We start from the raw sequence: 23,342 nt of genomic DNA, 5'->3' as shown, positions 1-23,342 counted from the left end.
AAAAAAAGGTCGGCACATTTGTGCCGACCTGAATACTTATATTAGAATGCTTTTATTTCCAAAAGCTCCACTTTAATCCATCAAATACAGCTATTGTTTTACTCACTGTATCGTAACATATCGTTCCTGCGACTGGGCTTTTCATGCTTGCTACAGGATCATCGACCTTTGGTAAGACCAATGCTTTGCTGGCTGATTCAAGTACCAATACACCTTGTGCAGGAGAACTCGGAGCACCAATAATGACACCTCCTCCTGTTTCTGCAGACGTATTTGGCATTGTTCCAGTAAGGCTTCCCGCGTCTGATAGCGGAACCCATACATCATTCTCACGCATTTTTACTGTAATGTCTGTTTTGTCCAGCAAAATTGTTCCGTTGCTTGCCGCGGCTCCTGTTGGGAGAGCATCTACAATAGGCAGGATAATTCCGGTATTCGATAAAGGAAAATCCAGAATGGCATCCCCGTCTACAGAAGCTTTGCCCATGCCCACCTGTGCCGGAAGGGAAGAAAAGCCGGCAAGAATAACTGCTGATATTATTATTTTCTTCATTTTTTTTAATTTAAATATTATTATTCGTTACAGCTTCTTACTATACAATTCCAGCTTGTTCCATTGTAAAGCTTTATACAATTATCTGCAGTATCGTAGATAAGCATACCTTCCACAGGATTCACAATTGAAGAACTTTGTGTACGTGTAATGACAAAACCTTTTGTTTTTGATTCCAGAGCTACTGCGCCATTCGGAATATTTTCCGGCCATCCGTTTTGTTTAGTCTGAAGCGTAATACCGATTTTCGTAATGGTATCGGCAGGAGAGGTGTTCGGATCTTTTGTACAGTGAGTGCAGGCAAGCACTTTGAGTAAATTGGAAGATACAGAATTTGCCGCTCCACACTGAGACTGAGGATCTAATGTGACAGAAGCGATATTGTTGAAGTATTTACTTCCATTCTCATCTGTATACGCCATTGTAGCCGAAGCGTTGGTGTTAACTTTAAATTTAATCACTGCCGTCTGTCCGGGAGCTATGCTCATTCCCGAAATATAAACCTGATCTCCGTCAAACATAGCTGTTCCGTTAGCTGTAAAATTAGTCTGAACCAAAGAACCTGCGATATAAGTCTGAGCTGCATCCAGATTATCCGTAAACTCTACATTGGTAATAGGGTTGGCATCATTATTCGTGATATTAACCGTGTATTCCAATTCTGTGGAAGAGGTTCCGAAACATCTGTCAACAGATTTTGTTACTGTAGGTTTCGTAACCGCTGTCGATGCAGTATAGGTAATACTTGTATCCTGATAGCCTGGAGTTCCGCTGTCGTCGTCACTTCTGTACGGATTCGGATCATTGATTCCGCCATCTACTGTATAATTAAAATAGGTGGCGTACGTTCCTGCTGCTGAAGGTCTTACTTTTATATAAATATAAGAGTCTCCTGAAGGTACCGTCAGGTCATTTAACAAGAAATTTTGACCTGCATAAGTTGGCGTTTCAGTTCCAAGACCTACATAGCTGTCCGCTACATATTGTAATCCTCCGGGTAAGGTATTATTGATATCAATTGTTTTAGATGAACAGTTATTATTTTTAATATTTAATTTTAAAGTAGCATCTTCACAAGTCGGCAATTGATTTTCAATATATGAAGCAATGATGCTCACATTATCCGGAGTTGGCTCAATCGGATTATCACATACAAATGACATATTACCAATATAAAGGAAATCAACTTTACTGAATACCGGACTTCTGTCAATTGTCCATTCTATCACGATTCTTTCAACAGGCTTTTCAAAATCCACATTCACAGTCGCGAAATCTGTAATGTCTAAATAAGGCTGAGTTCCCGAAGCTGTACCTGTAGAAGCATCAATCGTATATCTTCTCAGAATATTGTTAAGAGAAGGTGTTGAGTTGTAAGCGTAATTCATTTTTGGAACCACCTGATCTGCTCCACAATAACCGATTACTTTTACAACGGTAGACTGTCCCGCCAGTTTGGTGATACCGGCGATCTGGAAGCTTGCTTTTGCAGCTTTGGTTCCGCTGATATCTTTTAAATTTACGGTATAAGATACTTTACCGGCAGCACCACTCAAATTGTCGTATCTTGACAACTGCGTCCATGTACCGAACATTCTTGGAAAGATCGTAGGAATCCATTCTACATCTGCAGGATAGGTAACACTTATATCTGCTGATAAAGCACCACTTGCAGGAGCTGTTCCGCTTAATGGAACATTATTTAAAGCATTGTTTGTGGCACCTGTTGTTCCTCCGTTTAACCAGGCCTGGGCATTCTGCAGAGTTTGTTTTCCTCCCAAACAGGTCTGACAGGCAATAGGGCCAACTTTACCCACTACAGTAAAATACTGCCCGTTTTTAAAATTATAATAAAATACTGCTTTACCTCCGGACATGCTTATTGCAGGGGAAACTCCCGTATTGGTTGTGAAACCGCTGTCATCCGAGAAGTATAAAGACACTTCACTATTAATATTATAAGAAGATAGATCAACTTCAATATAAGAAGCGCCAACAGTTCCTGTTTCCTGAACAAGCCATGTTTTGTTGATTCTCATAAGACCATCTGCCAAAGCAGGACAGTTCACAGAATTTACAGCAGTAGTACCTGTATGGATATTATTATCTCCAAACATCATGAATCCTTTGTCAGCCAGTGATGTTCTGCTTACATTAGCATTAGGTGATGTAAAATCGTTGATCGTTGATGCGGTAAGTATGCTGTTAGCATTGATACTGTGAGATACTTTCTGATCCAGATTACCATTAACATCTCTTGCAATACCGAAGATATTGTTGTTAAAGGCAGTATTGGTAGAAGCATTCCAGACAATGGTAGCGTCAGAGTTGAGATAATTCAATGGCTGTATCAGTGTAATACCATACTTTATGGCAAAATAGCTATTTACTTTATCTCTATCCTGTGTAGACAGACTTACATTATAGTAGGCGACTTCAGGAATTCTACCTGCAAAACCATAAATACTTCCGCCTATTTGCATATTATTATATACATCAGCTGTTATGGCATCCGAAAAAGTAACAAAGCTGCCATTATATCCTACCTGCTTGTTATTACCACTGACAATCGAGCTTACTTGTCCTCCAAGTAAAGCCATTTTATTTAAAGGCACAGTAGATGTTGTATTTTGTCTGTTTATTGTACCTCCGCTGTCAATATAATGAAGCGTTGGGAAATTCTCTCCTACGGCACTGATATTATCAATACCCAAACCATATCTGTGAGCAGCTCCGCTTCCCGCTATATTTCCAAACCTGAAAATATGATTGTAATTAAGGTTAATATCTCCTGATTTTGCACCTACTGCAAAAGTTGTATGCAATCTGCCTAATGCTGAAGGATTTATAACCCCTGTAAAGTGCGCGTAATCTGTTGAAGAGAATGTATAGAACGGATTAAAGTTACTATTCGTATCACCGTTGGATAATACGATTGCCCCTGTACCGTTTTTACTTATGGTAAACCCGTTTACTCTGTCTGACCAGTTGGTTAAAGTAGCAGTAACCCCTGCGTCATACCAATACCCCAATCCTGTCGCCACACCTGCAGGCGCATTGATTAATCCTGCAAAAGTAAAGAACTGGCCATCAGCCAATGTTACATCTGCATAATTATAAGTTACTCCATTAATGGTCTGTGTAGAGGTCATGTTTGTAACAGTATCTGTATTATCAAAAACTGCATCTGTACTTTGAATTAATTTCAGATTCGTAATACCCTGTGGCCACATCACTCTTACCGTACCTACTGAACCTGTATTCTGAACTTTCCATACAGAAGCGAAACGATAATTAGCCCCAGCTATTCCCGAAATAGGAACTGCAGGAGATTTAGCAAGACCGTTATCACCCCACATTACAGCTTGTTGATCAGAAGAGAAGCTATTAGCATTGAGCGCGTTTGTATTTGCTAATGCACCGGCTATTCCTATAGCAACTTGTGAACCGCTATTCACACTCATTGACTGCTTTTGATGCAAAGCAGAGGCATCGTCTCTCTCAATTCCGGCAATGTTATTATTAAATGCTGCATTGGTTGTTCCGTTCCAGATCACTGTTCCTGCTGAATTAAGATAATCCAAAGGGGTCGTCTGGTCAAGGGTCATACCGTATTTAACGGCCAGATAACTGTTAATTTTCTGAATATCAGTAGTATTATTAACATACGTGTTATAACCTATTATTTCAGGTAAATTCCCCTGGAAATATTCCCCTCCGCTGGCACCTCCAATGTAAATATTGGCTCCTATGTTTGATACCAATGCATTTCCATTTCTTATGTTTTGGAAACCTCCATTAAACATATTGAATATCTGCCCGCCGGCATTCTGATTATTAAATCCTGAGGATATAATGTAAGGCGTGTTGGCTGCAACGGTTTTAGAAGCATGATAGCCATTGTCCTGGAATGCGGTACCGTCGAGATCCATCCCAAATGAAGTTCCTCTCCATTCAAAAGTCGGATTATCACCGGTTCCTGTATGCATTTCCATAACTGTCCGGCTGCCCGCCACACTGGTTGAGTTTCCTAAATAAAATGCTGTCATCGGGCTTGTTGTTCCAAAGATAGCAGGGTTGGCATTAAGAAGGGCCATTTCCTGGTTTGAAGCAAAATTGATTCCCGGATTAAAGTTCATATAGTTACTCACAAAAACCGGCTGCTTGGCTGCAGTAGCCTGTGTCACAGATAATCCTGCTATAGATTGGTTACTCCAGTTTGTAACAGAAGTTCCCGATGTTGTTACTCCCAAATCTGATTTTAACCAAAACCTAAGACCTGAAACAATCCCTCCGGGAGCCTGTACGAAAGCTGCCAACGTAAAATACTGTCCGTCTGCCAATGAAACATCAGCGTAGTTATAAACAACCCCGTTGATGGTTTGCGTATTGGCCGACATATCAGTAACGGTATTCCCCGTCGTAAAGGTAGGATCTGAATTATTTTGAACAAGTTTTAAATTGTTAAATCCTTGTGGCCACATGATTCTTACCGTACCTACCGAACCTGTATTCTGAACTTTCCATACAGAAGCGAAACGATAATTAACCCCGGCAATACCACTGATTGCAGCTGAAGGTGATTTAGCTAACCCATTATCTCCAACGACAAGAAATTGCTGATCAGTCAACGTTCCGGAATTGGAAGCGTTCGTATTGGCCATACCGGTCAGTCCAATCAAAATCTGCTGTCCTGAATTAGAGCTCATCGATTGTTTTTGGTAAAGAGCAGAATTATCATCTCTTCCAATACCGGCAATATTATTATTGTATCCGGTATTGGTTGTAGCATTCCAGTAAGTGGATGTTGCTCCTGAAGAGGTGTAATTACCAGACTTTGTAATTCCGTATTTTAAGGAAAGATAACTTTCTATTTGCGGACGGCCTGTTGGCTGCGCTGCGTTATAAATTACAATTTCTGCAATATCAGCATTGGAAAATCCATTGGTACCCTGGGCTCCCACCCAGAAATTTTGTGCTCCGATAGCTGATGTAGTCCCTGTAAGTGAAGAAGGTATTAAAGCTCCATTGAGATACGCCGATGCAGCGGCAGAGTTTCCGTCTATTTCCTGTAAACGGATTTCGTTTGCTACAGGAGTACCTGTGCTAATGCTTCGGTTTGTTATTAACATTGATCCGTTTGCGCTGCTTCCTACGTTCCAGGTTCCTCCTGAACCATTTGAATGGCTGTAAAGAGGGTTTGTTGCAGTTCCCAGTTTTCTGTATATAATATACTGTGATGTTTCATAAGGAGCAGAAGCTGTTGTTGTTACAGTTTGAGGAACACTAGAGCTTGTGGCTAAACGGTCATCTGTACCGTCAAATCTTACTGACGGATTAAAATTAATCTGACTTGAAGTAGGCAAAGTAGTAACCCCACCCTGTTGAACCAAATTATATAAGGCAGAAGCACTGTTATTCCATGCGATTACGCTGCTTCCTGCAGTTATTACTCCGGCATCACCTTTATACCATAGCTGAGGTCCGGTGACTCCACCGGGGCTTTGAGCTTTTGTGAGCATGAGCATATTCAGCATTAGGAATATACTCATTAAAGTATTGTTTTTTTTCACCTTAATTTTCTTTTAAATTTTAAATATTTGGAATATGTTTCTTTAAAATAAAATTCAAAAAGGAGGAGGGCGGGTCATGTATTGTGACAAATGATAATCCTTAAAAAAAAGAAAATTATTATTGATTATTTCATGATTAATATTTGCTGAATATCCGTGTAGTAGTTTTAATCCTATATGTTCAATTAAAAACTTCAGGTTGTTTTTGATATTGGGAACTGATGCTGAAATTGCCAGTCTCTGTTGATAAGATGAAAAGAAATTATCCGGACAGGACCTTATAAATTCAATAGGTTCTGCTTTTTGGCTGGTTTCAGCTCTTTCTTTAGAGGATTTTGCAATGGACTGCTTTTTATCTTTTTGGGAGCTGGATTTGGATTTTTTATTGTTAAATGCAATCTGCTTTGTTTCATTTAAAGAATGTTTCTTTATTGAAATTTGCCCCTCAAAAGCCCTCAGTCTTGCCTGGTTTACCTTTCCTGAGTCTGTAACGAAGAATGTTGTATTTTCATCAATGGTAATCTTGGTGCCTTTTACAAAATAAAAAGACTGAGCATTGAGGGTCAATGTGAGTGAAAATAACAACAACAGCATTAAAGCGCTCTTGTATGAGGGCAGAGTAGGCTTTAGCTGTTGTTGTAAGGTTTTCATTATGTGTGCTTTATTACAGTGTAAGACAGGGTTTACTTGTCTCAATACTTTCTGATTCGGTATATTTTTGAATCAGAATGAAAATGAGGGAATTAGGTTTTTCCTATTAATAGTTCAGATGCTTAAAACCTGCGGAATTTTAGGCAGCTAAATGCTATTGATGTCTGATTGGTGATAAAGAAAGTCGTGTTTTAAACTTAATGGCTTAATTGATAAATTTTTAATACTTATATTGGGTTTTTGAAATTAATATCATAAATAAATATGTGATTTATGCTGAATCTTAATTGAAAAATTGAATTATGATCTTATTGTTGGAAAATATTTAGTTATTATCTTTACGTACAAAGATAGTTGCTTGTAGTAATCATAATCTATAATCACAAATCAATTTTTTAATTTAGCTTAAAGATTTTAAATGGCTGTATATTAAGTGTTTATTTAAGTTAGATTTTATATTTAGTATGGTTTTACATAATGATAATATATCTGGAAATACCGGGGATGAATTAAAGAGACGCTGTATATCTTTAATTGTATATGTATTGTGTGGCGCTTCATGCCTGTATTCAATTATTATTTATTTTACATTAAATGATAAGAATTTTGCCTGGGTGATGTTTGTCTATTTCCTGATTCTGCTGTATACATTCCTCCTTATAAGAAAAACCTATAACATTAAGGTAATAGTCCATCTCTATTTGATTTTTGATCCGCTCTTTGCCGCTTTCGTAATGCTCTATTTTTGGAGATATTCAGCAGGAACAGCATTGTGGGTACTGCCGGTTCCGATAGGTGCCTATGTATTTCTCGAAAAGAAATATGTGTATATATATATGTTATATATTATTTTAATTATAGCTCTTGTAACTTTTATAAGCAAATTTTTGACAATAAAAGCTCCTTTACGTCTTAATAATACTGATGTTTCAGATGCATTAGTGGGATGTGCGAATATCATCATAGTTGCCCTGCTGTTATATTATAATGATAAAGTAAAATCAGTGAAAATTGCTGTCAATTCTGAACAAGACAGAATTTCTGATAGCGTTGCCGAATGTAAGCCGGAAGCCGGTAAAAATAAAATTTTAAAAGAAGATATTTCCGGTTACGACAGAGAGACTGATAAGTATGCTGAAATTTTTCAAAATGTACAAAATATAGTTGAAGAACAACTGTATTTTAAGAATGCGGATTTTACCATTTCACAGCTGTCTCATTTGATAAAAATCAATAATTTATATATTGCAAAATCTATTAAGCTGAATGGATATTCCAGTTTTAGCCATTATATCAATTTTTGCAGAATACAGTACGTTAAGAAATTGATCGATGAGAATGATCTTGGCAAAATTACTCTTATGCATATTTATACATCATCGGGTTTTAGCAGCCAATCAACTTTTAACAGAGTTTTTAAACAGGTTGAAGGCATAACTCCAACGGAATATATATATAATATGCAAAAAAATGCAGACTAGATTTTCTCAAGTCTGTTTTATAGGGTCTCGTAAAGGAAAATAAGGGGATTATTATTGTTGTAACAGATACTAACTACAATAACCAGAACGCTTATGTATTGGGGAACAAAAGCAGCTGAATATAAAGAACGAAAACGTATTGCAAAAAAGCCTTAGGATCCAGGATTCTAAGGCTTTGCTATTTTTAATACGGTGTATGAAGATACAGTATCAGGTTGTCAACTTAATATATCACACGGTGCTACACAGATCACCCAGGGACATCTTTTTTTTCCTGGAGGTGGGCAGCATGCTTCGGAGCAAGTAAGGGCTCCGCCATTAATATTCTTCAACTGATCTCTTGAAATTTTCTTATAATTTTTCATAATCAAGTAATTTTAAGATTGCAATTTAAGGTTGATTTCCTCCGCCACATCCGTCGTATGGCATACATTGCCATTTTCCGTTGATCAGGCACAGCTGACCACCTGTACAGTTAATACCACCGTTAATGGCTTTCATTTCCTGTCGTTCGATTTTTTTTAAATTTTTCATAATATTTAGGTTTAGTTCTATTCGAAATTAATCAATTCTTATGAATTGAAGTAAATTATACTGAAAAATAATCACTTATGATGAGTTTGGTCTGAATGATGCTTGAAAATATTCGTTGCTTTAAAACACGGCTTACTTTTGTTAACGAAGGGTAATCCACAGGAGAAATGGGAACACCGGATCGCCAGATCTTCAAAAAAATGAACCCCAGAATCAATCTGATTTTCAGACTGGTCGGAGAATTAGAGTGGTAATATAAAATTTTTTGATACTTTTTCATTGCAGAAACGACAAAGTAAAGACCATTATTTTAAATCCCTTAGTTACTTATAGGGTATGATTTGTTTATTGGATGTTTTTTACATTATTCTCTGTTCAGCAGAGTAAATTTTAATACCTTTAGGCATCAGATTATTAAATTAAATTACTCTTATGAAGATGAGACCATTAACCCTTATCCTGACCGTACTTTTTCAGTTGATAAGTTTAACTGCATTTTCACAGAAAACTGCAGATCTAAATAGCCTGCTGAATAAGAATTCGGAATTCGTTTTCCCACAGACGCCTGATAAAATTTCGAAGGTTTTGCATGCAGAAACGGTTTTCTATGAAGATGCCAATGAGGAAAAATATGCGAAATGGCTTACCGCATCAGGGCTGGAACTTTATTGCAGTCTCGGAAAGAATAATATGATCAACGAAATGTTCTTTGATATTCCGGAGGATAAATTTTTAATTGTTGAAGGCTTGCCTTTTGGTCTTGTGATGAACAAAACCACATTACAGGAGGCTAAGATCAAATATGGTAAATATGGCGCTAAAGTTCAAAAGCTTGGTGCAGACAGTGAATTTTCAGAAGGTTCAAGAATGACTTTTAAAAAAGGAACCCACTATGCAACATTACTTTTTGACAGTAAGGATCTTTTAAAGTTTTTAGGAATGACGAAAGAACTTATTGATCCTGCGGCAAATTAATATTTTTTTCAGTCATGAACGTACTGATAAAAGATTCGTTCATTGGTTAAAACAACAAAGCGGCTGTTTCAAAATGAAACAGCCGCTTTGTTGTTTTGTATCTTAATTTTAGTTACGTAAAAACTGACCAATCCCTGCAGAATCGAAAGTGAAAACAGACTGGTTTTCAGATTTATCGATTTTGCTGCTAATGGTGAGTGCCCAAAGCACTAATTCTTTGCAGAAATTTTGATCTTCTGTACTGAGTTCTGATGCATTCTCTTCAACAACCGTGATCAGAGGAGTTATTTTGTTGAGTTTAGCATAAAATTCTTCATCGGCATCATTATAATTGAGTTCAAGGTGATTCTTATTGAACCATCTGATCAGATCGGTGTAAGGCGTTTTGATATCTTCTTTTTCCAGCTTAGGGATGCGTGGGAACAGGCTTTCAAACTGTCTCATTACTGCTTTGTCAATCAGCATTTTGGCAACATAATCGGCGCCTTCCTGTTCGCCTTCATACACAAGTTCGATTTTTCCTGTGATCGATGGAATAATAGACATAAAATCAAGCAGGCGGATAGTCGTTTTTTCTTCGCCTGATTCGATCAGACGTAATTTTGCGGCTGCCACCAAATTCTCCATAGCGCTGATGGTCAGACGGGCACTGACGCCGCTTTTTACATCTACATATTCACTGTCACGGGCTGCAAATGCAACTTCTTCTAAAAGATCCTTAGCCAGATCAGGAATTTGAATCTTCGACTGATCCTCAGCTGAAATCATTGCTTCCTGTGCTGTGATCTGGCGGGCAAGAGTAATTGTTTTAGGGTAATGGGTGAAAATCTGTGATCCGATCCTGTCTTTCAAAGGTGTTACAATACTTCCCCGGTTGGTATAATCCTCCGGATTGGCAGTAAAGACGAACTGAATATCCAGTGGCATTCTCAGTTGGAATCCGCGGATCTGAATATCCCCTTCCTGTAAAATGTTAAATAAAGAAACCTGGATTCTTGCCTGTAGATCCGGAAGCTCATTAAGCACAAATATAGAACGGTTGGCCCGTGGGATCATTCCATAATGCAGGACCCGTTCGTCGGAATAAGGCAGCTTTAAAGTGGCAGCTTTGATGGGATCTATATCACCAATCAGATCGGCAACGTTCACATCCGGAGTCGCCAGCTTTTCAAAGAACCGGTCAGAACGGTGTACCCATGAAATCGGAGTATCATCACCCAATTCTGCGATAAGATCTTTGGCAAATTTAGAGATAGGATGAAACGGACTGTCATTGATCTCAGATCCTTTAACGATAGGCATATATTCATCCAGCAGGCTTACCATGCTCCTTGCAATTCTGGTTTTTGCCTGTCCGCGTAAACCTAAGAGGTTGATGTGATGCCCGGCAAGAATCGCTTTTTTCAATTGGGGAATCACCGTGTCCTCATAGCCCCATAGTCCTTCGAATACGGCTTCTTTAGCTTTAATCTTAGAAATTAAATTGGCCTGAAGCTCCTCACTGATCGTTTTATGAGTATAACCGGAATCTTTTAATTCTTTGAATGTAATAATATCGTTTTTCATTTTCTTTAAAGTAATAATTATCTGATGAGCAATTTAAAATTTTAAATGCTTTTTTGATTATAAGTCTAATATCTGATGTCTCACCTCCGGAGTCTTATATCCTTCTTATCCTGTTTTTTTCATAATCTTCAAATATCATTTGTCCTAAGCCTGACAGTCCTGTTAAGAAGGCTTTGCCCTTATTCTGAGCGGTAAATGCTTCCACAAACTGACGGAGATAGGGATCCTGGGCGATCATAAAGGTTGTGATCGGAATTTTCAGTTTTCTGGCCTGTGCCGCTCTGTTGAGGCATTGATTAACGATTATTTCATCCAGACCGTAGCTGTTCATATAGAACTCTCCTGTAGGAAGCTGGATACAGCTTGGCTTTCCATCCGTGATCATAAAGATCTGCTTATTGGTATTTCTTTTTCTGCGCAGAATATCCATGGCGAGCTCCAATCCTGCAACAGTATTGGTATGATAAGGACCAACTTTCAAATAGGGAAGGTCTTTGATTTTAATAGGCCATGCCTCATTTCCAAATACAATGATATCAATGGAATCCTTAGGATATTTTCTCTTGATTAGCTCCACCAATGCCATTGCCACTTTTTTGGCAGGAGTGATGCGGTCTTCACCATACAGGATCATGGAGTGGCTGATATCGATCATCAGGACGGTGCTCATTTGCGCTTTATGCCTGGTTTCCTCTACAATAAGATCTTCTTCTGTCAAACGTAAATCAGAAATTCCGTTATTGATCTGTGCGTTTTTTAAACTTTCAGTCATATTTACTGCAGAAAGGTCATCACCATACTGAAAAGAACGGTTTTCGCCATCCCGTTCATCTCCGATTCCTGTTTTTGTGGTACGATGATTTCCCGTGCCGCTTTTTTTCAGTTTTCCAAAGATCTGGTCCAGGGCATACTCTCTGAGAGCGGCTTCCAGTTTGGGAGTCAGGATATTTTTACCCTGGCCTTTCCCTGAATTTCCTTCTTCAGGATCTTCTCTCCTGATGTATCCCCGTTTTCTTAAATCCTCTTCAAAATCCTGAAGAGAATATTCATCGTTAAAGATGTCATATTCCTTGTCAAGCATATCGAGCCATTCGAAAGCTTCCTCAATATCACCGGAAGTGTGGGTAAGCAAATCTTTGAACACATCAAAGACCCGGTCAAAATTTGATAGTTCTTCCGGTATATGCTTGCTGAATGTAAAACCTCTCTGATAATTAATATCTTTATTTGCCATAGGATGATAAAGCTGTTTTACTGTTATCTGCTTTTGAATATCTGCTGATAATTAAGAAATGAAATTACTTGGCAGTATTCTTTATTGCTTTACTTTTTAATGAGACAAGTTAGTAAAATATCAAATCATAGCTTCCTCTGCGAAATAGATAATACTAATGACAATGATACGAAATCGGAATATTATAGAAATGTTCTGGGCTATGAATATACAGTATAAGTGTCCCATTTTTGGAAATAACTGTTAGCTTATAATATATAAAAAAGAGGCTGTCTCAAAAGTCAAATAATTCGGCTTTTGTCATTCTGACGAAGGAAGAATCTCATTGATGATCAGTTGTTTGAGATTCTTCATTACAATGCATTTCATTCAGAATGACACTTTTGAGACAGCCTCTTTGGTTTATATGGCGTTTAATGTTTATTTATGATTACCATCCCAGATAATAATCCGGGCTCAGCCATTCGGGACGGCTCAGTCCGAAATGTTCCTGCAGCATTTTTTCTGCTTCACAGAAAGCGCCTTCCACCCAGCCTTGCTGATCAGAATAGGCTTCACCGATAATATGAATAGATTCATCAGCAACCGGCTTTCTCATATAAGGCATTACATCCTTTACGGAGAAACCGGCCTTCCACGCATGGTATCCTGCACCATAAGGATCATCCGTCCAGTCTTTAAAATAGGTTACATAAGGCTCTGGTATTTTTACCGCTTTACCATGAAGCTCTCTAAGCTGATTCATTAATTCGCTGACCATGAATTGGGTCGCCTGAACATCATCCAACTTATGAAGCTCTTGCAGAGATGCTGACTTAATGCCCCTTACTTTGAAAAGAACTTTATCATCAGATAATGCTTTCCAGAAGGTTTCTGTTTCCATGTCCCCGTAACTTCCCAACAGCATTGAATGGTCATTGTCAGGGTCTGTCCCGAAATAATAACATTGTCTCATGGGCAGATCTGTAATGGAATGTCCGGAATGAATTCCCAGTTCTTTCCACCAGGGATATTCAAAGCCCATTAATATTTTAAAGGCCGGTTCCATGATGATGGACCGGATGTTGTCATTCAGCTCCGTATTTTCATTGATATTGAAAAAGAAGTTGTCCTGATCCAAAAGCTCCAGAGATTTTCTCGGCATAGCAAGAACCAAAGTATTGGCATAGACCTTCCATGGAGTATTGGTCCTGATATTAAGGAATGTAAGCTGATATTTGTGGGTGTGGGCCAGAGGATGCTCTTTGGTGAACGTGATCAGTTTATTTTCAGACCAGATGCAGGCTCCTTCGTTCTCCATATAGGCATTGGCTACTGCGTAGGCAATGCTGTCGTAGCCTTCCTTAATGGTCTTGTACTGAGTATCTGCCGAAAAATCTCCTACCATGTAAGGAAAGGCTTCCGCGGAGTTCCAGTTGATGGTATTGGAATAATATCCGCCAGCATTGGCCAGAAATTCATAACCTTCCTGTGATACCTGGTCTTTGATCAGGTTCCAGAAGCCAATATCATTTACTTTGCGGTTGTGATAAGGGGAACCGGGAAAATTGTACATCAATCTTGGCTTGATATCATCCCAGTCACGGCTGTCCAGTTTAAAAGTAAAATCATAGACCTGAGGTCCTGCAATGATCTTATCTCCATAGGTTTTGGCTACCCACGGGTCTGCCATCAGAACATTGTAAATGATCTTGTTGAACAGCTGATCTGAGCTGAAACCTTCATCATCATTATTCAGATAATACCGGGTTTTCAGCTTTTCATTTTTTTTCTGGGCAACGTCCCATGCATCTTGCTTAAAGTGTTCTTTTCTGAGGTACATCAGCAGCTCTTCAGGTTTTCCCATGGGGAAATCTACAGGGGTCATTCTATCTTTCAGAACAGGGATAAGTTTCCCGGGATCTGTTGGAGAAGGGTACCCTTCAATCAATGTGGTAACAATTTTCTGAGAAGTCAGGTAGCGCATACCTCCCAGTTCGCCCCAGAAGTTCATTCCGGGCATAATGACGGATTCCAGTCTTCCACCGAGCTTTGGGCTCATGTCAAAGATCTGTACCTCGTGGGCTTTATACTTTTTATCGGTTAGCAGGCGGTAAGCGGTGTACAGTCCGGAAGTTCCGGCACCGATAATAGCGACTTCTACTTTCAGATCGGGGTGCATTCCCGGATTCAGGGGAGTGTTTTTATTCATGGTTTCAAAGTTTTTATAGGGCTAGGAAATATTTGTGTCCAAGCTGGAAAGGGGAGATGTCAAAATCAGTACGCCCGTCTAAGGCAAGGTCAGACATGATCTTCCCCAGAAAAGGAGTGAATTTGGCGGCCCATCCCGTGGCATATACTACAATGTTTTTATGGTTGGGAACATAGCTGGGAGCAAAATCAATCAACAGCTCTTTATTGGGGATTCTGCTCAGTGAGATCAGGCATGTAGAGGTATATTCAGGTTCTGTATTCAAACCTGTCATGTGCTCTTTGATCCAGCCAGAGGTATAGCTCAGCTCCTGTGGATTGGGAATGAATGTCCTGTCGTTCGGTTCTTCCAATGGCTCGATTACAAAGTCCGGGGCAACGCGGATGTATTCGGGATGATCCCAGTCTACCGAAGGAAAGCCGTAAAACTGATTGCCATTTTGCTCTATCGGATTCTGAAACACAAACCAGGTTGGATACTGTATGTTTGTATCAGTCTTTTTAAAGTAAGCCGAAGCCATGTTCCAGTAGGTGGCTTCTATTTTAAAATCCAGCAGGTTGATGACACTGTTGATATAAGGTCCGGGAATGATCGCCAGTTTTTCAGCGGTATAAATCCCTTTAGGTGTAATGACCTCAAAGAGTTTGCCTTTGGAAATGATCTGGAGTACAGGTGAGTTGTCTTCCAGCTGAACGGTTTCTTCATTTTTACAAAGGTTTAAGAGTGTTTCAATGGTTGCTTTAAAGTTGATGCTGGCTCCGTCAGGCTGAAATAATCCGGTGTAGTTGTCCGGAAGGTTTCTGAAATGATATTGATCTTCGATCTCTTTTGCTGTGAGGGTGGAATAGGGAACGCCTAAAGCTTTTAGCGCTTTTTCAGCTTCTGCAATATTTCCTTCAGTGGAGTGTACTTCAGGATCTCCGAACCAGAGAGTTCCCACTTTATCCAGCAGCGGGACATCGGTTTCTTTTTGCAGCTCATCCCAATAAGGCTGTGCATCCAGGGCCATCTGTACCATATACTGGTCGGGATACGGGATACGGAACTGGCGTGATACTCCTGCGGAACTTCCTAACTGGTTCACGAAAGTAAACTGTTCCAGCACTAATGTCCTGGCTTTTCTTTTACCCAGATGGTAGGCTGTAGCTAAGCCTATTGCACCTCCGCCAATGACGATTACGTCGTAGTTTTCTGTGATCATGTGTTATTAGTTTTTAGTTTTATAGTGTAAGCAGATAATACAGAAAAGTAAGGTCATGATCTATTTGAATGTACACCATTACTGATCTGCCATCTGGTCTAATGCCAGGCCGGTACATTTAAATACTGTTGCTGTTGTATAACAGGATTACATTCAATAAGCATTTCAAAGTAACAAAGAAGGTGGCAGTTATTTTATAGTGTAAATGACCAATTATCATTTTGAGTATAAATACTTAATATTGATGAAGTATGCTCAATACTGCCATATTTGCCCTCATCCTGTTCATTATTCATCATTTATTCCCAGCCCCGATAGCAACGGTTACCCCACAGCATAGGATGGAGAAGTTGAGGGGCTGAGCGCTGGAGAACACTGGAGCGAGGAGTATGAGTGGATAGCGGGATAAAGCTCCTGATAAAGAAAATTAATAAAGTATCAAATATTTTGTTGAATCCTGATTTTTGCATCCAATTCTGAAAATATCCTCAGACTGAATGAAACTTTTGATTGGTAAAAGCATTTTGATAAAAATTAACACTGAATATCCTTTATTTTATCCGATATTTACTATTATAAAGAAGTGAAAATTACTTTAACTTTGTAAATTAGTATATATATGCTTATTATTAAATTTTTGATAATAGTATTATATCATTGAAAACTAATACAGTGTGAACTTAAGTTATCAGGATAATTAATTTAGCTGACAAATAGATATGAAAAATAAATTCTTAAATTTCAAATTGAGGAAAGTAGTTCATTATTCACTGATCATATGTATTTTATTGATACAGGTTATTATCGCCATCTTTTTTTATAACGAATTTGTCAATGGTAAAAAACTGCAGTTTATCAAGAATCAACTGGATGACAGCAGGGCATTGGGAGGATTAACCGATAACTCAAGAAAGGATTTTATGGTTGCGCAGGATCATTTCCAGAGATATATGGCCAGCCAGGATGATAAGGACCTGCAGCTGTATTTTCAGTCACTGAAAAAGCTTAAGCTGAATTTTGATAAAATCAGCGAATATGAAAGTACAAGCCCGAGACTGAAAAAGAGCCTGGCACAGCATAAAAAAGATACGATGAGGGTCACGAAGCTGAAAACATTAATAGATTCGGTATTTCAGACATCTCTGAACCCTCCAGCAAAAATAGAAGATAAGCAGTATGAGCCGGAGAAGTATAAAAATGACTTTGAGGACTTCAATATACAGACCCACACCTATGCTGATACGATCAAGAAGAAAGGCTTTTTCGGACGACTAAAAGATGCTGTGACAGGTAAAGTGGATGTCCAGAAGGAAAGTACCGTTATCACTTTAACCAATAATAAAACCATAGATATCTCGCAGGTAAAGTCAAAGATGGATAATACCATCAAGTCTATGGATAAGCATTATGCTGCCGAAGTAAAAAAGGTTCAGCAATACGCGGCCCAGAATCAGAAGGATAATTTACGCTTCTACAGTACCTTCGGTAAGCTGCTGGTTTACAGTAACGGACTGATAGATGTGTATGAAAGTGCCATCAAGGACTTTAGAGCAGAGCTGGAAAAAGAATACAACAAGCAAAGTTCTGATAATAACAGGATCAGGACTTATCTTGTCCTTGGATTGATGGTCCTGATGTTCATTGTATCCATTCTGATCATGTACTTTACAAGGGTTGCATTTATATATGAACAAAAGCTTAATGCGGCTAATGGTGAAATTAAAAAGAACCTTAATTTCAAGAACAGAATATTGGGAATGCTGAGCCATGATCTAAGATCCCCGCTGAAGATCATTAATATTTTTATTGATAAGATCCACAGATCTACCAGTGATGAAACGATCAAAGACTATCTGAAATCGATAAAGTTTACCAACAGTACTTTGCTGCTTCAGTCTAACCAGATCCTTGAATACACAAAGAACCAGGACGCTGAAAAGAAGCTGATACAATCTGTTTTTAATCTTAAAGAAGAGATCAATTCTATTGTAAAGGTGATCAAGCCTTACCTGGAAACCAGAAATAATAAATTTGTGGTAACGGACAGGATACCGGCGGATGTGGTGGTATACTCAGATAATATCAGGATCAATCAGATCTTCATGAATATTATCGGGAATGCCAACAAGTTTACAGAGAACGGGCAGATCGACCTTACGATGTTCACAGAACCTGTAGATAAAAATACGATATCACTGATCACAACAGTAGGAGATACCGGAATCGGAATATCGGAATCTGACCTTGGCAGAATTTTTGACCCTTACTATCAGGGAATGGTATCTGATGAGGTGGATAACCTGGGAGCAGGCCTGGGGCTTAATCTGGTAAAAGAGATCGTAGAGCTTTTCGACGGTGAGATATCAGTAGCAAGTAAACTGCATAAAGGAACAAAAGTAACATTCAGGATCAATTTAAATATTAATAACAATGGAGCTACCAATTGAAAATAAAGAGATTATATTTCTTTTAGCGGATGATCACAGTATTGTACGGCAGGGAATGGAGATCGTCATTAGTGATATTGTTCCGAATGCTAAAATTTATCAGACCTCATCTTTGCAGCAGGTAATGGAGCTTGTAGAAACTAAAGGGATAGAAATGGCTATCATTGATGCCCATTTTCCGGATGGAAACAGTTTGCACATCCTACCACAGCTGAAGGCTGTGAACCCGGATATTAAGATTTTAATTTTTACAGGCCTTGAGGAGGATCTTCATGCTCTTAAATTTATTAAAGCCGGTGCCAATGGATACCTGAGCAAATTGAGTGAAGAGGATGAAATAAGAGATGCTCTGATTGCCTTTATAGAAAAAGGAGAGTATTTTTCTGAGCTTGCCCGCAATTTACTTGTACAGTTTGTTTTCAATCCGGGGCTGATCAGCCCTTTGAGCAAGTTAACCAAAAGAGAAATGGAAATTGCTGAAATGTATGCTGATGGATATGGAAACCTGGAAATTGCGAATAGTTTAAACATAAAGCAAAATACAGTAAGTACTATCAAAAAAAATATCTTTGAGAAATTAAAAATAGAAAATCTGGTGGAACTGATTGATCTTGTCAAAACGCACCATAAAATATAGGCCTATTAAGGGTTATTCCTCACTTCATATATTTTATCGATAAATATCTATGCTTCAATCGAGATGTATCGATGGGTTTTGTAGATGATTTTATTCTGCGATGTTGTTACTTTGTAGTATAAAATTTACCAAATGAAAAAAAGGTATTAAGTAAATAAAAAATACTTTTTTGGAACGTAAGTTTTATAAAAACACACACAATGATAATAACTATATAAATAATAAACTATAGTTATACAAAACACAAATGATGAGAGAAGATTATACAAGTGATGAATTAAAATATAGAAGTGTATGAATGACCTTTAGCAAGAACTTCTTGAAAAAAAACAAATGATAAAAAAAAACACAAATTCATATAAGGGAGGTTCAGACGGGTTATGAGTACAAAAAAAGGAGGCAGAAATGCCTCTTTTTTTATGGCTATACGTTTCATTTAAAATGAATCATTTTTCCTTACGTAAGATGCTATGCTTTCCTTAAAGTAGAGTATCTTAAAATGAAAATAGTCTTTGAGGAGAGGACCGGATCATGAAGTCATCTCGACTTTTCATTTTGAAATTTTCTAAGAATTATTACTATAAAAGCTAAATAATTGAACCCTATCCAGCTTGTTACTGTGGTATCAAATCGATTAAGTAGTGATCTGAAGCTATCCAGCCAGGCATTTGTTCTTTTTATGGTATATCGCTCTTTATATAACAACTAATCGAACTGATGATCATTATCAGTACCTGAGTTCCTCTTATTGTGAGCAATATTGGATATTATAGTTGAGTATGCTGTCATATTGAATAGACATATCATATGGTTTGGATGTTGATCCAGAGATAGCTATTCTTTCGTATAATATTTCTATACAGAGGATATTATAGGCGGTTGTTGTTTCCAGATAAGATTTCAGATTCATGGTGTATTGCGAATATTTATTTTATTTTCAAATATAATCAGTAAAAAGCTATCTCAAAAGCCGGTAATTTGACGTATATCATTCTGAGTTTGCAATATTCTTCATTTCATCAGAATGAGACCTTTGAGATAGCCTTTTTCTTACCTAAGGAGTTGTAGGCTGCTGGATCACGAAACTCTGTTTGCTTTCCGTATGGGCGGAGAAATATCCCAAAGCACCATTGCTGATATTGCTTGGAGGATTGGCCGGAGTTACACCGCTGCCACCTCCGGAAATATCAAGAAGCGCGCTGTAATAAGTAAATATATTGTTGTCAATGCTCTGCATCTCAACATGGATGGTGTCACCTGCTACAACTTCGTGGTCTGCCCCGTCATTATCATCATTGGGAAGCATTAAAGGACGTTGGTTGGGTAATCCGTTGTTGAGGTTGTCTGAGAACGCGTTAATATATTTTTTTGTTAAATTATTAATGGTAAAAGTAAACAGATAGCGGTTTCCCAATACAGCAGGATCGGTAAAGATCGGCAAAAGGGTATAGCTTATTCTGTCCCCGAATTTGAAAGAGTCCTGCTGCAGGCCTTCAAAATCAACAGCTTCCGGCATAGTGCTCTGAGCGGTGTACTGCTGTCCTTCCGCGACTACTTTCAGGGTATACGTTCTTCCTGATGCTCCCACAAATGTTGAGGTCTGGTATTGGCCATTTCCTATGTACTGTAAAGTTTCACTCTGTCCGGTATTGTCACTCAGTACTACTTCCGCACCTGTAACTGCAGGATACTGATTCGGCTGTGTAACGGCTACAGACTTTGTAATTCTTACGGTATAAGGCCCCGGTTGATCGGTTACATTGCCCTCAATGACGATTTTTCCACTCTGGTCATCCAGGTCCAGGTCAATTTCTTTCTGGCAAGAAGTTAATAAAAACAGGGATAATATGATAAAAAATGGATTTTTCATGATTTAAAATTTGAAATTGTAAGTGATGTTAGGAACCCAACGGAATAAAGAAGTCTGCATGGCACGGGTCGTTCCCGGATTATTAGGATTATCCTCGAATGTAATGATGTAGGCATTTTCACGGCCATACAGGTTATAAATTCCAAAGGTCCATGAGCCGCGGAATCGTTTATTAGACTCCGGCTCATAAGTAGCGCTAAGGTCCATTCTGTGGTAAGCCGGCATCCTGTCAGCATTTCTGTTGCTGTACTGGAAAACAGTTTGTCCGTTCAGCTCATATTTTCCGGTAGGGAACGTCACTGCATTTCCTGTGCTGTAAACAAACAATCCCGAGAAAGACCATTTTGGATTCAGCTGGTAGGTGGCTACAATAGACAGATCATGGGTTTTGTCCATTCTGGCATTGTACCATTCATTATCATTGATTCCGTTGATCTTTCGCTCGGTTTTGGATAACGTATAAGAGATCCATCCGGTAAGCTTTCCGCTTTTCTTTTTAGCGATGAGCTCAAGTCCGTAGGCTCTTCCTTTTCCAAATAAAAGTTCACTTTCCACATCCGCTGCCGTATCAAAAGTAATCTGCGCTCCATTTTTAAAATCGATCTGATTTTGCATGGACTTATAATAGATCTCAGCATTCAGCTCATAATTGTTATTGTTGAAGTTTCTGCTGTATCCTAAACTGATCTGGTCTGCAATCTCAGGCTTTACTGTATAGCTGCTTCCGATCCATTGATCCGTAGGATTCCCGCTGTTGGAGTTGCTTAAAAGATGCAGGTTCTGGGTATTCCGGGAATAAGCTCCTTTCACACTGCTTACTTCATTGATACGGTAGTTGGCTGAAACTCTGGGCTCAAGGTTGATATAGGTCTTTCCGAATTTACCTTTCTCCAGGTATCTGCTGTCAGTGAGCGCTCCATTTTCATAGGTATTAAACGTATCACCTCCTAACACACTGAACATGGAAAGCCTTGCCCCATAGTTGATTGTCAGCTTTTCCGTTGCTTTAAAATCATCATTGATGTACAATGCGTTTTCCCACGATTTTCTGGGATTTCTCGGGAAGCTGCTTACGCTGGTCCCTGAAGCGCTGCTTGGGGTAATCGTATGATAGATAGACTGAAGACCGAAACGAACCGAATGTTTGTTTCCGGCAAACCATGTAAAATCCTGCTTAAGGTTCCAGTCCTGTATCTTCGAATTCAAACCGAAAGTATTGTCATTACTCTTCAGGCTGATCTTATAATCATAATTGCTGTAGATGAATGAAGTATTGGAAAACAGTTTGCTGTTGATGATGCTGTTCCATCTCAATGTAGCGGTTGTATTTCCCCAGTCTGTTGAGAAGGTATTGCCTAATCCTAATACATCCCTTCCGAAATATCCTGAAAGATAAAGACGGTTACTCTCGTTGATCTGATAATTGGCTTTCAGGTTCAGATCATAAAAATATAATTTGTTGTCTTTATAATCTTCAGAAGTTTTCAGGAATAAATCAGCATAAGTTCTTCTTCCTGAAACAATGAATGATGATTTTTCCTTCTGGATAGGTCCTTCTACACTTAATCTGCTGCTGATCAGACCGATTCCTCCATTTACATTATAGTCCTGATTATTCCCATCCTTCATCTTCACATCCAGTACGGAAGAAAGACGCCCCCCATACTGGGCAGGACTGTTTCCTTTGATAATGCTGGCATCTTTCAGCGCATCACTGTTGAATGTACTGAAAAAACCAAGTAAATGCGAAGCATTGTAGACCGGAGCTTCATCCAGTAAGATGAGATTCTGGTCCGTAGCACCCCCTCTTACACTGAATCCGCTGCTTCCTTCGCCGTTGCTTTTAATTCCCGGCAATAATTGTATGGTTTTCATGACATCCTTTTCACCGAAAAGAACGGGGAGTTTTTCTATATTCTTAATATTTAATGTTTCAGTTCCCATTTGGGCGGTAGAAAGGTTTTTATCCTTCTTGATACCTGTTATGACTACCTCATCAATTGATTTTGAAATGGCTTCCTGCTGGATAAGCGGAAGGTCGAGCTTTATATTCTGATTTACCTTGATCTGCTGTTCAAAATCCTGGTATCCCGGGTTGGAAATAACAATAGTATAGTCACCTTCCGGCAGAGATAAAGAATAAAAACCATATTCATTGGCTGCTACATTGATCGAAGGGTTTTCACGGACTTTTACCGTTACTCCGATCAGCAGTTCACCATTTTTTTTATCTTTTACCGTTCCGCTTACGGAATAGGTCTGCTGGGCGATTACAAAGGTGCTGAAGCAGAGCGCAGCGGTGGCTGCGGTAATCTTTAAAAAGGATGTTTGCATTAGTTTTGTTTAAAAAGAAGTAGATCTTTTCTATATTAAAATAGTTTATTGATGTAAGATTAGTTGAAGGAAGAGGAGATTAGTTACACCCAAAA

General features: G+C 38.7%; 15 protein-coding genes and 1 pseudogene. 4 read left to right on the top strand and 12 right to left on the bottom strand.

The window, feature by feature from the left end:
* Positions 1-52: 52 nt before the first annotated feature.
* From AC4IF5_RS00160 to AC4IF5_RS00150, 3 genes are all read right to left on the bottom strand, one after another.
* A complete protein-coding gene (locus AC4IF5_RS00160; protein ID WP_490730621.1) occupies positions 53-553 on the bottom strand; it encodes a hypothetical protein in 501 nt (166 codons plus the stop codon).
* A 20-nt stretch (positions 554-573) separates the two neighbouring features.
* On the bottom strand, positions 574-6,105 hold the full coding sequence (locus AC4IF5_RS00155; RefSeq protein ID WP_490730620.1) for a DUF8202 domain-containing protein: 5,532 nt from the start codon (positions 6,103-6,105) through the stop codon (positions 574-576).
* 75 nt (positions 6,106-6,180) lie between these two features.
* Positions 6,181-6,777 (bottom strand): hypothetical protein, encoded by a 597-nt coding sequence (locus AC4IF5_RS00150; protein ID WP_490730619.1) that lies wholly within the window; start codon positions 6,775-6,777, stop codon positions 6,181-6,183.
* 464 nt (positions 6,778-7,241) lie between these two features.
* On the opposite strand from AC4IF5_RS00150, the gene AC4IF5_RS00145 reads away from it, so the two are divergent.
* Positions 7,242-8,258 (top strand): helix-turn-helix domain-containing protein, encoded by a 1,017-nt coding sequence (locus tag AC4IF5_RS00145; protein ID WP_490730618.1) that lies wholly within the window; start codon positions 7,242-7,244, stop codon positions 8,256-8,258.
* A 218-nt stretch (positions 8,259-8,476) separates the two neighbouring features.
* Here AC4IF5_RS00145 and AC4IF5_RS00140 read toward each other — a convergent pair whose 3' ends face one another.
* On the bottom strand, positions 8,477-8,623 hold the full coding sequence (locus AC4IF5_RS00140; protein WP_490730617.1) for a bacteriocin-like protein: 147 nt from the start codon (positions 8,621-8,623) through the stop codon (positions 8,477-8,479).
* A 25-nt stretch (positions 8,624-8,648) separates the two neighbouring features.
* Entirely contained in the window at positions 8,649-8,792 is a 144-nt protein-coding gene (locus tag AC4IF5_RS00135; protein WP_490730616.1) for a bacteriocin-like protein, read from the bottom strand.
* Positions 8,793-9,224: 432 nt separating this feature from the next.
* Between AC4IF5_RS00135 and AC4IF5_RS00130 the strand changes: the two genes are divergently transcribed.
* Entirely contained in the window at positions 9,225-9,767 is a 543-nt protein-coding gene (locus AC4IF5_RS00130) for a hypothetical protein (RefSeq protein WP_490730615.1), read from the top strand.
* A 108-nt stretch (positions 9,768-9,875) separates the two neighbouring features.
* On the opposite strand, the gene AC4IF5_RS00125 is transcribed toward AC4IF5_RS00130, so the two are convergent.
* The 4 genes from AC4IF5_RS00125 to AC4IF5_RS00110 all read right to left on the bottom strand — a co-directional run bounded on the left by AC4IF5_RS00125 (position 9,876) and on the right by AC4IF5_RS00110 (position 15,959).
* Positions 9,876-11,333 (bottom strand): sigma 54-interacting transcriptional regulator, encoded by a 1,458-nt coding sequence (locus tag AC4IF5_RS00125; RefSeq protein WP_490730614.1) that lies wholly within the window; start codon positions 11,331-11,333, stop codon positions 9,876-9,878.
* Positions 11,334-11,427: 94 nt separating this feature from the next.
* Positions 11,428-12,567 carry a vWA domain-containing protein gene (locus tag AC4IF5_RS00120; protein WP_490730613.1) on the bottom strand — a complete coding sequence of 380 codons (1,140 nt, stop codon included), beginning with the start codon at positions 12,565-12,567 and terminating at the stop codon, positions 11,428-11,430.
* A gap of 430 nt (positions 12,568-12,997) precedes the next feature.
* A complete protein-coding gene (locus AC4IF5_RS00115; RefSeq protein ID WP_490730612.1) occupies positions 12,998-14,758 on the bottom strand; it encodes a flavin monoamine oxidase family protein in 1,761 nt (586 codons plus the stop codon).
* Positions 14,759-14,771: 13 nt separating this feature from the next.
* The gene (locus AC4IF5_RS00110; RefSeq protein ID WP_490730611.1) at positions 14,772-15,959 is read right to left on the bottom strand and encodes an FAD-dependent oxidoreductase; all 1,188 of its coding nucleotides are present in this window, start codon (positions 15,957-15,959) and stop codon (positions 14,772-14,774) included.
* A gap of 719 nt (positions 15,960-16,678) precedes the next feature.
* Here AC4IF5_RS00110 and AC4IF5_RS00105 point away from each other — a divergent pair.
* Together AC4IF5_RS00105 and AC4IF5_RS00100 are read left to right on the top strand one after the other, a co-directional pair.
* Positions 16,679-18,406 (top strand): sensor histidine kinase, encoded by a 1,728-nt coding sequence (locus tag AC4IF5_RS00105; RefSeq protein ID WP_490730610.1) that lies wholly within the window; start codon positions 16,679-16,681, stop codon positions 18,404-18,406.
* On the top strand, positions 18,390-19,043 hold the full coding sequence (locus AC4IF5_RS00100) for a LuxR C-terminal-related transcriptional regulator (RefSeq protein WP_490730609.1): 654 nt from the start codon (positions 18,390-18,392) through the stop codon (positions 19,041-19,043). The genes AC4IF5_RS00105 and AC4IF5_RS00100 overlap by 17 nt, the downstream gene beginning before the upstream one ends.
* A 537-nt stretch (positions 19,044-19,580) precedes the next feature.
* Here AC4IF5_RS00100 and AC4IF5_RS00095 read toward each other — a convergent pair.
* The 3 genes and pseudogenes from AC4IF5_RS00095 to AC4IF5_RS00085 all read right to left on the bottom strand — a co-directional run.
* Positions 19,581-19,841 (bottom strand): annotated as a pseudogene (locus tag AC4IF5_RS00095) (IS5 family transposase); the annotation flags it as partial.
* 256 nt (positions 19,842-20,097) lie between these two features.
* The gene (locus tag AC4IF5_RS00090) at positions 20,098-20,913 is read right to left on the bottom strand and encodes a DUF4249 domain-containing protein (protein WP_490730608.1); all 816 of its coding nucleotides are present in this window, start codon (positions 20,911-20,913) and stop codon (positions 20,098-20,100) included.
* Between the two features lie 3 nt (positions 20,914-20,916).
* Complete coding sequence (locus AC4IF5_RS00085) at positions 20,917-23,247, bottom strand: TonB-dependent receptor (protein WP_490730607.1); 2,331 nt, start codon at positions 23,245-23,247, stop codon at positions 20,917-20,919.
* Positions 23,248-23,342 lie beyond the last annotated feature (95 nt).

Source organism: Chryseobacterium sp. UF-290 (genome assembly GCF_058245615.1).
This window is presented reverse-complemented; position numbering and strand designations above follow the sequence as displayed.

Coding starts and splice junctions, on each gene's coding strand:
- AC4IF5_RS00160 (WP_490730621.1), bottom strand. CDS start 553: ATGAAGAAAATAATAATATCAGCAGTTATTCTTGCCGGCTTTTCTTCC.
- AC4IF5_RS00135 (WP_490730616.1), bottom strand. CDS start 8,792: ATGAAAAATTTAAAAAAAATCGAACGACAGGAAATGAAAGCCATTAAC.
- AC4IF5_RS00115 (WP_490730612.1), bottom strand. CDS start 14,758: ATGAATAAAAACACTCCCCTGAATCCGGGAATGCACCCCGATCTGAAA.
- AC4IF5_RS00090 (WP_490730608.1), bottom strand. CDS start 20,913: ATGAAAAATCCATTTTTTATCATATTATCCCTGTTTTTATTAACTTCT.
- AC4IF5_RS00130 (WP_490730615.1), top strand. CDS start 9,225: ATGAAGATGAGACCATTAACCCTTATCCTGACCGTACTTTTTCAGTTG.
- AC4IF5_RS00120 (WP_490730613.1), bottom strand. CDS start 12,567: ATGGCAAATAAAGATATTAATTATCAGAGAGGTTTTACATTCAGCAAG.
- AC4IF5_RS00140 (WP_490730617.1), bottom strand. CDS start 8,623: ATGAAAAATTATAAGAAAATTTCAAGAGATCAGTTGAAGAATATTAAT.
- AC4IF5_RS00155 (WP_490730620.1), bottom strand. CDS start 6,105: ATGAGTATATTCCTAATGCTGAATATGCTCATGCTCACAAAAGCTCAA.
- AC4IF5_RS00125 (WP_490730614.1), bottom strand. CDS start 11,333: ATGAAAAACGATATTATTACATTCAAAGAATTAAAAGATTCCGGTTAT.
- AC4IF5_RS00110 (WP_490730611.1), bottom strand. CDS start 15,959: ATGATCACAGAAAACTACGACGTAATCGTCATTGGCGGAGGTGCAATA.
- AC4IF5_RS00150 (WP_490730619.1), bottom strand. CDS start 6,777: ATGAAAACCTTACAACAACAGCTAAAGCCTACTCTGCCCTCATACAAG.
- AC4IF5_RS00085 (WP_490730607.1), bottom strand. CDS start 23,247: ATGCAAACATCCTTTTTAAAGATTACCGCAGCCACCGCTGCGCTCTGC.
- AC4IF5_RS00100 (WP_490730609.1), top strand. CDS start 18,390: ATGGAGCTACCAATTGAAAATAAAGAGATTATATTTCTTTTAGCGGAT.
- AC4IF5_RS00145 (WP_490730618.1), top strand. CDS start 7,242: ATGGTTTTACATAATGATAATATATCTGGAAATACCGGGGATGAATTA.
- AC4IF5_RS00105 (WP_490730610.1), top strand. CDS start 16,679: ATGAAAAATAAATTCTTAAATTTCAAATTGAGGAAAGTAGTTCATTAT.